Annotated in this window: 12 protein-coding genes; 5 read left to right on the top strand and 7 right to left on the bottom strand. The window is 62.6% G+C overall.

Annotated features, from left to right (window positions below; translation table 11 throughout):
- Positions 1-18: 18 nt before the first annotated feature.
- Genes E1H16_RS15365 through E1H16_RS15355 form a run of 3 tightly spaced genes read right to left on the bottom strand, consistent with a single transcriptional unit; the run spans position 19 to position 3,176 of the window.
- Positions 19-1,596, bottom strand: a complete 1,578-nt coding sequence (locus tag E1H16_RS15365; protein ID WP_134324808.1) for an ABC transporter substrate-binding protein — start codon at positions 1,594-1,596, stop codon at positions 19-21.
- 49 nt (positions 1,597-1,645) lie between these two features.
- Positions 1,646-2,035, bottom strand: coding sequence for a Zn-ribbon domain-containing OB-fold protein (locus E1H16_RS18935; RefSeq protein WP_134324807.1), 390 nt, complete (start codon positions 2,033-2,035; stop codon positions 1,646-1,648).
- A gap of 25 nt (positions 2,036-2,060) precedes the next feature.
- Positions 2,061-3,176, bottom strand: coding sequence for a thiolase family protein (locus tag E1H16_RS15355; RefSeq protein WP_208379090.1), 1,116 nt, complete (start codon positions 3,174-3,176; stop codon positions 2,061-2,063).
- 337 nt (positions 3,177-3,513) lie between these two features.
- On the opposite strand from E1H16_RS15355, the gene E1H16_RS15350 reads away from it, so the two are divergent.
- Positions 3,514-4,854, top strand: coding sequence for a CaiB/BaiF CoA transferase family protein (locus E1H16_RS15350; protein WP_134324805.1), 1,341 nt, complete (start codon positions 3,514-3,516; stop codon positions 4,852-4,854).
- Entirely contained in the window at positions 4,851-6,077 is a 1,227-nt protein-coding gene (locus tag E1H16_RS15345; protein WP_166741793.1) for a CaiB/BaiF CoA transferase family protein, read from the top strand. The genes E1H16_RS15350 and E1H16_RS15345 overlap by 4 nt, the downstream gene beginning before the upstream one ends.
- A gap of 9 nt (positions 6,078-6,086) precedes the next feature.
- Here the strand turns inward: E1H16_RS15345 and E1H16_RS15340 are convergent, their stop codons facing one another.
- On the bottom strand, positions 6,087-6,767 hold the full coding sequence (locus tag E1H16_RS15340; protein WP_134324803.1) for a PIG-L deacetylase family protein: 681 nt from the start codon (positions 6,765-6,767) through the stop codon (positions 6,087-6,089).
- Entirely contained in the window at positions 6,764-8,197 is a 1,434-nt protein-coding gene (locus tag E1H16_RS15335; RefSeq protein ID WP_134324802.1) for an MFS transporter, read from the bottom strand. Before E1H16_RS15335 ends, E1H16_RS15340 begins: the two co-directional genes overlap by 4 nt.
- A 55-nt stretch (positions 8,198-8,252) precedes the next feature.
- Here E1H16_RS15335 and E1H16_RS15330 point away from each other — a divergent pair, with 55 nt between their 5' ends.
- Together E1H16_RS15330 and E1H16_RS15325 are read left to right on the top strand one after the other, a co-directional pair.
- On the top strand, positions 8,253-8,894 hold the full coding sequence (locus E1H16_RS15330) for a TetR family transcriptional regulator (protein WP_134324801.1): 642 nt from the start codon (positions 8,253-8,255) through the stop codon (positions 8,892-8,894).
- Between the two features lie 170 nt (positions 8,895-9,064).
- A complete protein-coding gene (locus E1H16_RS15325; RefSeq protein ID WP_208379089.1) occupies positions 9,065-10,027 on the top strand; it encodes a patatin-like phospholipase family protein in 963 nt (320 codons plus the stop codon).
- Here E1H16_RS15325 and E1H16_RS15320 read toward each other — a convergent pair.
- A complete protein-coding gene (locus E1H16_RS15320; protein WP_134324800.1) occupies positions 10,008-10,925 on the bottom strand; it encodes an NADP-dependent oxidoreductase in 918 nt (305 codons plus the stop codon). The genes E1H16_RS15325 and E1H16_RS15320 overlap by 20 nt on opposite strands.
- A gap of 169 nt (positions 10,926-11,094) precedes the next feature.
- Between E1H16_RS15320 and E1H16_RS15315 the strand changes: the two genes are divergently transcribed.
- The gene (locus E1H16_RS15315) at positions 11,095-11,376 is read left to right on the top strand and encodes a peptide methionine sulfoxide reductase (RefSeq protein ID WP_134324799.1); all 282 of its coding nucleotides are present in this window, start codon (positions 11,095-11,097) and stop codon (positions 11,374-11,376) included.
- A gap of 98 nt (positions 11,377-11,474) precedes the next feature.
- Here the strand turns inward: E1H16_RS15315 and E1H16_RS15310 are convergent, their stop codons facing one another.
- The gene (locus E1H16_RS15310; RefSeq protein WP_134324798.1) at positions 11,475-12,119 is read right to left on the bottom strand and encodes a TetR/AcrR family transcriptional regulator; all 645 of its coding nucleotides are present in this window, start codon (positions 12,117-12,119) and stop codon (positions 11,475-11,477) included.
- Positions 12,120-12,629 lie beyond the last annotated feature (510 nt).

Genomic DNA, 12,629 nt, shown 5'->3' with positions numbered 1-12,629 from the left:
GTGATGATTCGAGTCCGCTCAGGCGGGAGTTATTGCCACGTTGCGCAAGAGATCGGTGATCCCGCCGGCTGTTTGCAGCACACCCGAGACCTCCTCGCTGAACGAGGCCGCGATGTAGATCATGCAGGCTGGGACGACGTGCGGTGGCGCATCTGCCCACGCGTCCATGAATTTGACATAGGCAGCGTTCCGCTCGGCAGGATCCACCGGAGCAGCACCCTGCTCGGCGAGTTCGATCAGCGTGTCGTAGGTCGTTCCGCCGGGGTTGTACCGCGCCTCGGGTGTCAGGAACTGCTGAACGACCCCGTCGGGGTCGGCGATCCCGGTGTAGACCGACGCCATGGCGTTCTCTGACTTGGTGATGGTGAAGTCTTCGACGATCTGGGCCGAGGGTTTGGGCGAGACTGAAACGTCGATGCCGATGTCGCCGAGTTGCGCTTGAACGGCTTCGGCAAATTTCGTGTAGATCGTGACGTTGGGAGTCACTGCGCTGAGCGACAGACTCTCCACACCCTGCTCGGCGAGGATTTCCTTGGCCGCATCCGGGTCATACGGGAAAACGTCCAATCCTGGGCCGAGGTCGTCGCTGTAACCGGGGCTGTCTTGGGCAAAGGGCTGTATTTGCGGTACGCACAGTCCGTCATAGAGCCCATCGGAGATGGCCTCTCGATCGATCGCCATGTTGATCGCCTTCATCACCTCCGGGTTGTCCAACTCGCCCTCGGCGGAGTTCAGCGCGAGGAAGAGGAAAAGCCCGGTCGGGCGAGCCGTCGATTGCAGGCCGGCGCGCTGGGCGTCGTCGAGCATCGTCGGTGACATCGACACGCCGTCCACCTCGCCGCTGGCCAACGCGTTGTAGCGTGTCTGGTCATCCGGCATGTACTGGTAGGTCCGCTTGGCGACGTTCTGCGCCTCTGGAGCCCAGTAGTCCGCCGACTTTTCGAACGTCGCGTAGTCGCCCGCGACCGTTTCGGTCATCACGTACGGGCCGATTCCGGCTGGTGCATCATCGAGCGAACCGGACTCCACCGCCTCCGGCGACACCATGATCCCAGGACGTGCCGCCAAGGCGACCGATAACGAGCCGAGGCCGCCGGTCACGTTGATTTTCACGACGTACTCGTCGACGACCTCAACGCTGCTGACTTGCTGTAGCTCCCCGGCAAGGGTGCTCTCTTCGGCTGCCGTTCGCTCGATGTTGAACTTGACCGCTTCGGCATTGAACGGCGCCCCGTCCGAGAAGGTGAGGCCCTCCCGGAGCGTCAGCGTCAATGAGGACAGGTCTTCGGACGGCTCCCACTGCGTGGCCAACATCGGCTGCAATTCGCCGTTCTCATCCACCCACAACAGCCGGTCGTATACCGGTGCATACCAGACCAGTTCAGCGCCGCTCACGCTCTTGGTCGGGTCCCATCCTGACAAGACGGTGTTGTATCCGTACCGGAACTCGGCGTTCGGATCGAAGTCATCCTCGAGCGGCAGTTCGAACGGATACTCACCTACGTCTGCAGTCTCGTTGCTCGGTGCGTCACCGCATCCGGCCAGGATCAAGCCAACGCCCAGTAGCGCTGCAGTCAAAGATGCTGACCGCCCCATGATTGTTTTCCTTTCGACGCAGGGATCGCAGGTGTGAGCCGGACGGTGATCAGGCGGGCTTGTATCGCAGCAGAGTTATCTGCTGGTCCGGAACATCGCAAAACACCGGAGCCACCCGCATCCCGATTTCGATTCTGTCGGGTTCGATGTCGACCAATTCTGTGGAGAACCGCGGACCTTCGTCCCACTCAACGACCGCGAGCAGTTGGGGTGATGCTCCTTGCCATGGCGGCGCAGTCGGGCGGTCGGCGACGGTGAATGTGTAAAGAGTTCCCATGCCGTCGATCTCGCGCCACTCAAGGTCGTCCGCGAGTGTTCCGGGCGCTACGACGCGGGGGTAAAATACGTAACTCCCCGATGAGGGCGAGTATTGGATTCGAATCCGATGCTCGCGCAGCGAATCCCAGAATGGCTGCGAAGTAGGTGTCGGACTCGGCATTGGTCGAGAATTGAGGAGATCCACGCTAAGCCCCTTCGAGTATGAGAGCGACCTGTTCGCTCATTATTCCGCCGTTGCCGGTGACAAATGCCGTATTGCAGTCTTGGACTTGTGCGCTGGCGCGACCCATCACTTGTCGGGTCGCGTCGCACACATGATGCATTCCACCCGCCATACCGGCCTGGCCGAAAGATAATTGCCCGCCGGAGGTGTTTAGCGGAAAATCGCCTCGGTACGTGAGGTCGTGATCTCGAACGAAATCCATACCGCGACCCTTTTCGCAGAATCCGGCGTCCTCGAGGCTCATCAGCACAGTAATTGTGTAGCAATCGTAGATAGAAGCGATGTCGATGTCCGCACGGTCGATACCGGCCATGTCGATCGCCATGGGTGCGGATTTTGATACCGGCGATCGCAGCAGGTCGTCGGCGTACGTCGGGGTCTTATACGAAACGTGCTCGCCGAACCCGGTAATTCGCACCGGGCGATGTTTGGACTTCTCCGCGATGTCGGCGCTGGCGATCACCACTCCCGCGCCACCGTGGCAGGGCATGACCACTTCGAGCAGGTGTAGCGGGTCGGACACCATCGGGCTCGCGAGGACATCCTCAACGGTGATCGGCGAACCGTAGAAGACCGCGTCAGGTGTTGCGCAGGCGTTCGTGCGCTGGTCCACAGAGATGCGCGCGATGGCGCTCGGGTCGTAGCCGAACTCGGCGGCGTACCGGCGAGCGATCTGTGCGTACGGCCCGTTCTGGCCTAGGTTTCCGTATGGAATTTCGAACTCCGCCTGGGGCGAGCCGAAGTTGTTGCTCGACGCGCCGAGCCACGGGAGTCGCTTGGGCTTTTGTGACTCTGGCGGGCGCGGCTGAATCGCTGAACCGGGCGTGATTGCCAGGACGACGTCACATAGTCCGAGCTCGATGGCTGCCGCCGCGCGCCACACCATCCCAGCGGCAGTCGCCCCGCCGAGATCGACGAGTTCGCCAAAGTTATTGGGAATCCCGACGTACTCGGCGAGCGTGGAGGGGACGAAGCGGTCGGACTCGGTAATGGGCCCGCAGATCAGGCCGTTGACCGCGCTCGCATCGATGCCGGCGTCATCGAGCGCGGCTTTCGCCAGCTCAGCCCACTGTTCCATGGGGAAACGCGGTGCTCTGGTCGACTTGCGCTGTGGTGGTAGTTCAACAAGGCCGATTATTGCGGCCTCGCCCCGTAATCCCGTCGCTGCCATAGCCGCGAACTCCAATCCCCGGAACTAACCTTCGCGAGAACCCGCTCCCGCTCGCCAGGACACTATCGGACTTATCGACGGCGACCTGTTGCGTTTTCGTCAACATCGGTGTTGCCTATTCCGCGCTGGACATCGATGGTGTGGGCTGTCACAGTCAAAAAACGGCTTCGCGATGAAGCGATCGAGAATCTCTCAGCGGACTTAAGTCTCCGCCCAACTAGTGGCGCGCCCGAGGAGTCGAGGTATGAGCGTAGAAGGAACGCAATGCGCGGGTAAAGCGCTTGATGGAATCCGCGTCCTCGATTTCACGTGGAGTGTCGCAGGGCCAACAATTACCGCGTTTTTGGCCGCATTTGGCGCGGAGGTCATTAAGGTTGAATGGCCGGATCGCCCCGACATGATGCGTAAGACGATGATCGCTAACGATGTGCCGGCGACACTGGACAGTGCCTGTTTCTTTGCCACGGTAAATCCTGGAAAACGCGGCCTTTCGATCGATATGCGCTCCGAAGAGGGGCGGAAAATCGCGGCGGACCTTATCGCGCGGGTGGACATGGTCACCGAATCCTTCTCGGCGGGCGTCCTGGATCGTTGGGGGCTGACCTACGAGCGGATGCGCGAGCTCAATCCGGAAATCATCTATGTGAGCCTTTCTGGGTTCGGACACTCTGGGCGCTACCAGAGTTATGACACGTGGGGCCCGACAGCACAGTCGTTCAACGGTCTGACCGGGCTATCTGGCCTGCCCGGTCGATCCCCGGCGGGAATCGGCTTCTCATATATGGATGTCATGGGTGGCTATCACGGCGCGCTTGCGGCGATGATGGCGCTGTACCACAGGAAGAAAACCGGGCAGGGGCAGTACGTCGATATCTCGCAGGTGGAAAGTGGACTCGCGTTGAGCGGTGCGGGAATGCTGGACTCGACGGTGAATCGCCGGGGCGGCGGCAGGGTCGGTGTTCCGCCGGGAAACCGTAGTGTCTGGCCGGGTGCCGACGCAGCCGTCGGTCTTCGAGGTGAGGTCGGTGCTCCGTACAACTGCTATCCAACAGCTGGCGCCGCCGACTGGGACTATTGCGCAATAACGGTGCTCAATGACGAGCATTGGTCGTCGTTGAAGTCCGTCATGTCCTCGCCGGCGTGGGCAGAGGAGGACCGGTTCGCAACGATGGACAGCCGGATCGCGCACCAGGACGACCTGGATCGTCACGTTGCGGAATGGACGATGCAGTACGACAAGATGGAATTGATGTACCTGCTTCAGGCACGCGGTATCCCTGCCGGTGCGATGCAGACGTTCGAGCAAATCGTGGAGCAGGATCCGCAGCTTCAATGCCGGGATTTCATGGTGGAGCTCGAGCATCCCTTGCTGGGCAAACGGTTATGGGAAACCCCGGCGATGAAGTTGTCGGAATCGCCAGCGTCAGTGCACCCCACATGGCCGCTGCTGGGCCAGGACAACGAGTACATCTTGAAGGAGATCCTGCAGATGGACGACGAATCCATCAACGCGTTACAGGAAGCGCACGTGGAGTGGCCCGAGGGCACGCCGCGGGTCATCCCGATGGATCGGGGACGCTGGTGAGTGTCGAAAACGGAGGCGATACGAGCACAGCCGCAGGACCGCTGGCGGGGCTCCGCGTCGTCGAGATTGATCGTGGGCTCGCCCAGTACTGCGGGAAACTGCTGGCCGACATGGGTGCCGAGGTCATCAAGATCGAGCCGCCCGAAGGGGCGCCGGCGCGGCGCGTACCCCCGTTCATCGGTGACGTCGAAGGTCCTGAGCGCAGTCTCTTCTTCTGGCATTACAACATGAGCAAGCGCTCGGTCGTCCTTGACCTTGCATCCGAGTCAGCTCGTGCTGCTGTCCGGAAGCTCGCGCTTTCGGCGGACGTCGTCCTTGAGGATCTCGGTCCGCAGGCGATGGCGGATCTCGGACTCGGTGACGCGGAGTTGCGTTCGCTCAACGAGCGCCTGGTCTACGCGCAGATCACTCCATTCGGCCCCGCTGGCCCGTGGTCACAGTTCGCGTCCTCTGACCTGGTGCAACTCGCACTCGGTGGCACGATGACGATGACCGGTTACGACGATGAGGCCGGATACGCGTCGTTTCCTATCGCCCCGGCAGGGGGACAGGCCGCGCATATGACTGGCACGTTGGCCGCGATAGCGATTATGGGCGCGCTGCAGTTCCGTGAGACGTCGGGGAGGGGGCAGTACGTCGATGTGGCCGCACACGATGCTGTGGCCGCATCGAATGAGATGGGCATTCCGTACTGGGTGTTTCGACAGGAGCACGTCCGCCGACACACTGCGCGCCACGGAAATCCGAAGGAAATCACCTCCCGCCAGCTCTTCCGCTGCCGTGACGGTAAGTACGCGATGTGCCTGACGATGTATATGGACGATGACCGGCGGTATCGGGGCCTGGTCGACTGGATGGACTCGCACGGGCTCGCCGAAGACCTTGGGTCTGCGGAGTACGCGACGCCAGAAGCGCGCACTGAACTCACCGAGCACATCGTCGAGGTGATCGAGCGGTTCTGTGCGCAGACCGATTCCGAAGAGTTGTTCCATGAGGCCCAGGCGCGAAAGTTGCCGTGGGCTCCGGTGCATGGCCCAGGGGACCTCGTGCGCGATCCGCATGTGCGTGAGGACCGGAATGCCGTCGTCGCGGTGCCAGCGTTAGGTCACGCGGCGGTGGCTCCTGGTGCTCCGTACAAGTTCAGCAGAACTCCGTGGTCGCTGCGACTTCCCGCGCCGGGTCTCGGTGAAGACACTGACTCGGTGCTGCACGCCGAGGGGTAGGCGGGTCGATCAGGCGCGGACGTCGATTTCGCTGAAGTGGACGGCTGCGGTGTCCTCGCCGTCGCGGTAGCAGACGCTATGGATCTGTGCTGTTGCTTGCTCGCGCACGGATGTTTCGGGATCGAGCACTCGCAAGTATTCGGCGTGCTGCGCCAATGACTCGATCGCTTTCGCTACCTCGTGCTCGCTCAGTTGCTCAATATGGGTCGGTTCGGCGCCGTTTTCGAATAGCCGGATGTGATGGGTCGAGGGCATCTCCCGGATGGTCTGGACCACGGCCTCGCCGAGTTCGATGTGATCGGACTGATTACTCATGCCGGGCGCCCACTCGGCCCCTCGGAAGTTCGTGATCACCACGTCCGGGTTCGTCGAGGCGATCACCTGGGCGATCGCTGCCCGCAACTCGCCGGTATTGCGCAGCGCGCTATCGGGAAAGCCGAGAAACTGGACGTCGTTGACGCCGACCACGGCCGCTGAACGGATCTGTTCCTGCTCACGCAACGGTCCGGCCTGTTCCGGTGGCATACCTTCAATGCCGGCTTCACCGCTGCTAGCCATCACGTAAGTGACCGCTTTGCCGCGGTCGGTCCAGCGGCAGATTGCCGCGGCCACGCCGTACTCGGGATCGTCGGGGTGGGCCACAATCACCGTCGCGCGGGCCCAGTCGTCAGGAAAGGTCGGCAGGCTCATTCCTCGAGCGTAGACCGTATTGGTGGTGCGGAGGTGGCCTCATCGGCGGCGACTGACCGTCGTGCAAACGCCGCGGTGATCCCGATCAGGGCGGCGAGGGCGGCTGCCGCACGAAATGCGACGCGGTAGCCGTCAACGACCACGTCAACCGCCGCTGAGTCGTGTGCGACCGACGCGGCCAGTGCGGTGAGTGCTGCTAACCCGAGCGCTCCGCCCAGCTGCCGGGAGGTGTTCACCAGACCAGAAGCGAGTCCGGCGTCCTCGACGGCGACCCCAGCCGTGGCGATCCAGACGATCGGCATCGTGACGATGCTGGCCCCGGCGCCCCAGATGAGCGTCGGACCAAGGATGTCCGAGATGTATCCGGAGTGAGGCGTGATGGTCGCGAGCCACAGCAGTCCCGCAGACATCAGTCCGGAGCCTGGGAGGAGCAATCGCCAGGCGCCGAATCGGGCCATCAACTTTCGCGATGCGATCGCACCAATACCGAGTGCGACGCTCATCGGGCCGAGTGCCAGGCCGGTCATCCATGCCGGATAGCCCCGGACTCCTTGTAGATATAAGGAAAGGAAGTACGTCGTCGCGGTCATGATGACGCCCATGGCCGCGAGCACGGTGTTTCCAACGATGACGCCGGGACGTCGTACGACGCGGGGGTTTACCAACGGCGATGGTGAACGTCGCTCGACTGCGATGGCGACAAACAGCATTACCGCGAATGTTCCGGCGGCGATCAGTACGTATGGCGAGGTCCAGCCGAATACGCCGAGTTGCGATGCTGCGAATGTCGCACTGGCGGCACATAGCGTGACGGCGATTGCGCCAGGAATATCCAACCGCCGGACCTCACAGTGCCTACCTGGGACCAGGGTGGCGATGATCGCCAGCGCGACGCCGATCGGGACGTTGATCAGTAGCACCCACCGCCAGCCCAGAGTACTTGTGATCAGCCCGCCGAGGACTAGACCCAGGACGCCGCCCGCGGCGGAGGTGGCACTCCATATCGACAAGGCCCGGGTACGCCGGTCCGCATTGAAATGGCGGGTAAGCACACTGAGGCTGGCCGGTGCCAATGCGGCCGCACCCGCTCCTTGCGCTATCCGCGCAATGACCATCGTCACCCCGTTTGTCGCGAGACCAGCGATCAAACTGGCGGCAACGAAGATCGCGAGCCCACTAAGGATGATTCGCCGATGGCCGACGTGGTCGGCGAGGCGCGCGGCCAGCAGCAATAAGCCACCGAACGTGACCAGATATCCGCCGAGGAGCCACGATTGGGTCAGTGCTGACAAGTTGAGCGCCGACTGAATGTCCGGCAGCGCGACAGTGAGAATCAGTCCGTCCAGTACGACGAGCAACTGGAGTCCGCAGGCCAGTGTGATCATCGGTCCCAGCTTCAGCGAGCCGTTTTCGAGGTAAACAATGTTCACTTCGGCGACACTATAGGCGTGTCACCAGTGGGTCAAGGCCCGATATCCTTCGCAGATGGCCGCCAGAGGGTTGAATCGCGACCGCCTCGTCGCGATCGCGCACGAGTACGTGTCGTTGCAGGGGCTGGACGCGCTGACAGTTCGGCGACTCGCGGCGGCAGCGGAGGTCTCTCCGGGCGCCTTGTACAAGCACTTCCGTGATAAGCGCGACATCGAGCGGGCGATGGCGGACTCGGTGTACGCCGCCGTCGACCTGGGTGGGCTGGATGTCGCGGAACCAACGGCAGCGGATGTCCGCGACTGTTGTGAGCGTCTTCGTGCCGCCATCCTGCGGTTCGCCGACGGCGGCCGAATCGTCGCCGGAGCCTACTCGCCGCTGCCCGCCGCAGCGAGGGTTGGCGCGACTTTGCGGACCTTGCTTTCCGGACTCGTCGCCGCACGGTACGACACCGGCGACGTGGCTTATGTGCTGCGCAACTACACCGTCGGGTTTGTGATCGAGGAGCAGGCGCACGTGCGGCTGGTCGTGGATGGCGAATGGGACTCGCTGGTGCAGACGTTGCGGGAATCGGGAGTTGAGGAACCGGCCGGCGCATCTCATGGCGTCGCGATTCTCAGTGATGATCGCGATGTGCGGTTCCGCGCCGGGCTAGACGTCATCCTGGCGGGCGTTCTCGCTGAACCCGCCGAAGATTAATTCAGTGGCGATGGGTTTTGAGGCGTGCTAACTTTCCGAGCAGATCGTGTTCCGACCTTGGGGGTGAGACCCGTGCATGTACCAATGACATCGGGCGCTCCGAGTCGTCCACGATCGCGCGACTAGAAAGTCGCGACGGGCGCCCTTCCGAACACCTGGAAGGCAAACCCATGAACGTATCCACACCATTGTCAGGCACTCGAGCACTCGTTCTCGGCGGTGGCGGATCCACCGGCAATGCGTGGCTCATCGGCGTTCTCGCCGCTTTGAGCGATGCCGGAATCGACGTCGCCGCGGCTGACATGATCGTCGGCACGTCGGCGGGCGCGACCGCCGCCGCGCAGCTCGCCGGAGCTGAACCCGCGCGGCTGCTAGATGCCGTCCTGGCCGAACCGACCCTCGACGCGCCCCCGAACGCGCACAGCGGTGGTATCGCAGCCGCCGCCACTGGTGATCACCTCGAGCGCATGAAGGCACTCATCGCCGAGTCTGCCGATATAGCGGAGTTCCGTCGCAAGATGGTGACACGGTCGATGGCGCACCGGGCATCCCACAGTGAGTCGGCTCAGCGTCTGCGCCGCGAGACGGTCGCCGCACGGCTGCCTGATCATCGTTGGCCGGAACGGGCTGTTCGACTGACCGCCGTCGACGCGCTGTCTGCCGAACCCGTCGTGTTCGACCGCTCCAGCGGAGTGTCGTTGGTCGACGCCGTAGCTGCGAGTTGCGCTGGCGGCTTCGCGCACCTCATCGACGATCACCCATATATCGACGGTGGATACCGCGCCAACGCCGAGAACGCGGACTTGGCGCGGCCATGCCCGAGTGCTGGTGCTCTCGCCGCTCGGCGGACGATCGTTGCACCCCGCCGAATGGGGTACGCACCTCGCCTCGCAGGTGAAGCAGTTGGAGACCGAGGGGAGTGCCGTGATCACCGTCGTGCCGCCGAAATCCGACGAGTATTTGTTCGGCGCGAACGCGATGAACGCATCGCTGCGTCCATCGGCGGCTCGTGCCGGCTTCGAGCACGCTCGAGCGATAGCGGACGACGTCAGGCTGCTCTGGATGCCAGAATCCCGGTGAGCCCGCTTCGCGGGCCGTGGCATCGGCTCCCAACTAGGACCGAATCTGGATGATGGTCTTTCCCGATACGCGCTCGGTCGGGTTGAATGCAGCGACCGCGTTGTCGAGGTCGGCGACAGTGCCAATATTGCTTCGAAGCCGACCGTCGCGAGCGCGTTGCATAATCTCAACCAGCTGCGTGCGATTGGCCTCGACGACGAAATCGATTGCCAGGCCATCAGTTGGGCGTTCCTGCGGTGGACCAGCAATGGTGACCAGCGTGCCGCCCGTCCGGACGATACCTGCCGATCGCGCACCGATCTCAGCACCGATCACATCGAACACCAAATCGACATCGCCAAGGTCTTCGAGTCGATCGGTGCTGAGGTCGAGGAACTCGTGCGCGCCGAAATCTAAGGCGTCGTGCCGATCGGCTGTCCGGCCGCTGCCGATAACGTATGCGCCAGCGTCGCGCGCCAACTGGGTGACGATCGAGCCCACGCCGCCGGCCGCTCCATGTACGAGCGCTATTTGCCCGGGCTCAAGCCGAGCGTGTACGAATAATCCCTGCCATGCGGTCAGTCCAGAAATCGTCAAGCTGGCGCCGGTGGCGAAGGTGATATCAGCGGGTAACGGAACGAGGTTGCGCGCTTCGACAGCGACATACTCGGCGAGTGTTCCGTCGCGGGACCAATCGGCCAATCCAACCACACGTTGCCCAACGCTCACGCCGCGCGAGCCGTACCCGAGTTCCTTGACGATACCGGCGAATTCGTGCCCTGGAATCGATGGCGTGCGGTCCCGACCGCTCCGGTCAGTCCAGGTGCCCGGCCACGTCAGCTCGCCGGGTGTGAATCCCGATGCGTACACCTCGACGAGTACATCGTTGGTATCGATCCTGGGCATCGGCCTTTCGATGAGTTCCATTCCCGTAGTGCCTGCATTTTCGTCCGTGACGACTATTGCTTTCATCAGTTGCCTCCGTACAACACGTCCGCGTGGACGCGGGCATACCCGTTCTGAGAGTGAGTGACGGCGGAACGCAATTACTTACCCGAACACGTCTGATTTCTTACACGCATCTCAAGGCCTAAGAGGCGTGTATGTCACTAATACTCGACGTGGAGTACGAGGGGGAGTCATGGGTGAAGCGCTCGAAGGTGAACTTCGCGAGCTGGTCGAAGCGATTCCGCGGGGGTGGACAAGCGTGGTTATCGACGGCCGGCGTTGGGCTGTCACACGTACGATTCAGGCCGGTGGGAGAACTACCTCGGTGAAGGCCGAACGCTTGGACGATTCGGAACTCGTTAGCGCCAATGTGTGGAGTACGAGCGCGGGCTATGTGCTCAAGCCATGCGAAATGCCCGCTGAGAAAGTGCTCGGGTTCCTACGCAAAGCTAGGACGGCCTACGCCGCAGAGTAACGCTTCAGGTGCATGAGTTCCTACGCAAAGCTAGGACGGCCTACGCCGCAGAGTAACGCTTCAGGTGCATGACGTGACGCCGCTCGCCAAAGACTGGGTTAGCTGGTCGCGGCGTGGCGTTCGTTCAATAGGCGCAGATGTGCGATCGACATGTCGATCGCCGCTGCCATCGGTTCGACGTCGCGAGCGGTCTGCGCCAGTAGATAACCACCCTGCACGGCAGCGACGAATCCGGTGGCGAGTGGGCGGATATCGGCGTCTGGTGGGATCTGCCCACCGTCCTGCAACCGTTGTAGTGCGCCCTCGAATAATTCAGTCCAGGTGTCGAACAGATCGCGCAACTGCTCTCGTGCGCGGCTATCGTTTTCAGAGACCTCGTTGGCCAGGGAGCCGAGGGTGCATCCGTAGCGGCCTTGCTCCAGTGCGGCGTTCTTAATGAGCGCATCTCGCCAACGACGCAACCCGGCGAACGTCTTAACTCTGCTCAAGTGCTCGCGCTGCTCGTCGATTGTTCGCTCTCCGGCCACGTCGACCACTGCACGCACCAGCGCCGATTTGTCCTCGAAGTGACGGTAGAGTTGCGACTTGCTGACGTTGCCGGCGGCCACGACGTCGTCGAGGGTCGTTCCGCCGATGCCCCGCACTCTAATCAGATCGGCGGCTGTCGCGACAATGCGCGATCGCGTCTTGGCGCCCCGCGCGGTTAAACGCTTCTCAGTCGTCGTTTGCGGACTCTCAGTCACGATGACATCGTACTGATCAGTTCGGCTACGCGCCGTTCAAACACTCAGCGGGGAGAAATGCGGACGGCGCGGTGCATGACCCTACGTCGCCGCGGGCATCTCTAGCGTCACTCCATTGACTGGGCCGGTCGTGTGTCGCCGTGTGAAAGCGCTCTCGGTGAACACCGACGGTCGATAGTGGTCTAACTGTGTCGCGGCGAAGCTCTGAGCCCTGCCCCTTGAGCGACGCGCAATCCTCAACTATAGTGGACGATAGCGTCCAGTTGGGTTGATGGTCAGTTCGGTGCATCAACCGCGGCGCTGGAGTCGCACGTGGGGTGTTCCTGTTCGTCCTCGCGTGTGCGCTCGACCGGCGGTCCCGTGCGCTGGCACACGGCGGTGCACGGGATCCCGCCACGAGGCTGGCAGAGTTGCCGCATTCGGAAGTCTGGGAGAACACTGTGACACTCGCGCCTGAACGTCCGGTTGTCGCGGCACCGACTGCTGCGCCGCCGCATTCTGCGAAGCCAG

The organism is Cumulibacter soli, from assembly GCF_004382795.1.
GTDB classification, from domain to species: domain Bacteria; phylum Actinomycetota; class Actinomycetes; order Mycobacteriales; family Antricoccaceae; genus Cumulibacter; species Cumulibacter soli.
The sequence above is the reverse complement of the archived record's forward strand: the minus strand, read 5'-3'. Positions and strand labels throughout refer to the sequence as shown.

Coding starts and splice junctions, on each gene's coding strand:
- E1H16_RS15365 (WP_134324808.1), bottom strand. CDS start 1,596: ATGGGGCGGTCAGCATCTTTGACTGCAGCGCTACTGGGCGTTGGCTTG.
- E1H16_RS18935 (WP_134324807.1), bottom strand. CDS start 2,035: ATGCCGAGTCCGACACCTACTTCGCAGCCATTCTGGGATTCGCTGCGC.
- E1H16_RS15355 (WP_208379090.1), bottom strand. CDS start 3,176: ATGGAACAGTGGGCTGAGCTGGCGAAAGCCGCGCTCGATGACGCCGGC.
- E1H16_RS15350 (WP_134324805.1), top strand. CDS start 3,514: ATGAGCGTAGAAGGAACGCAATGCGCGGGTAAAGCGCTTGATGGAATC.
- E1H16_RS15340 (WP_134324803.1), bottom strand. CDS start 6,767: ATGAGCCTGCCGACCTTTCCTGACGACTGGGCCCGCGCGACGGTGATT.
- E1H16_RS15330 (WP_134324801.1), top strand. CDS start 8,253: ATGGCCGCCAGAGGGTTGAATCGCGACCGCCTCGTCGCGATCGCGCAC.
- E1H16_RS15325 (WP_208379089.1), top strand. CDS start 9,065: ATGAACGTATCCACACCATTGTCAGGCACTCGAGCACTCGTTCTCGGC.
- E1H16_RS15320 (WP_134324800.1), bottom strand. CDS start 10,925: ATGAAAGCAATAGTCGTCACGGACGAAAATGCAGGCACTACGGGAATG.
- E1H16_RS15315 (WP_134324799.1), top strand. CDS start 11,095: ATGGGTGAAGCGCTCGAAGGTGAACTTCGCGAGCTGGTCGAAGCGATT.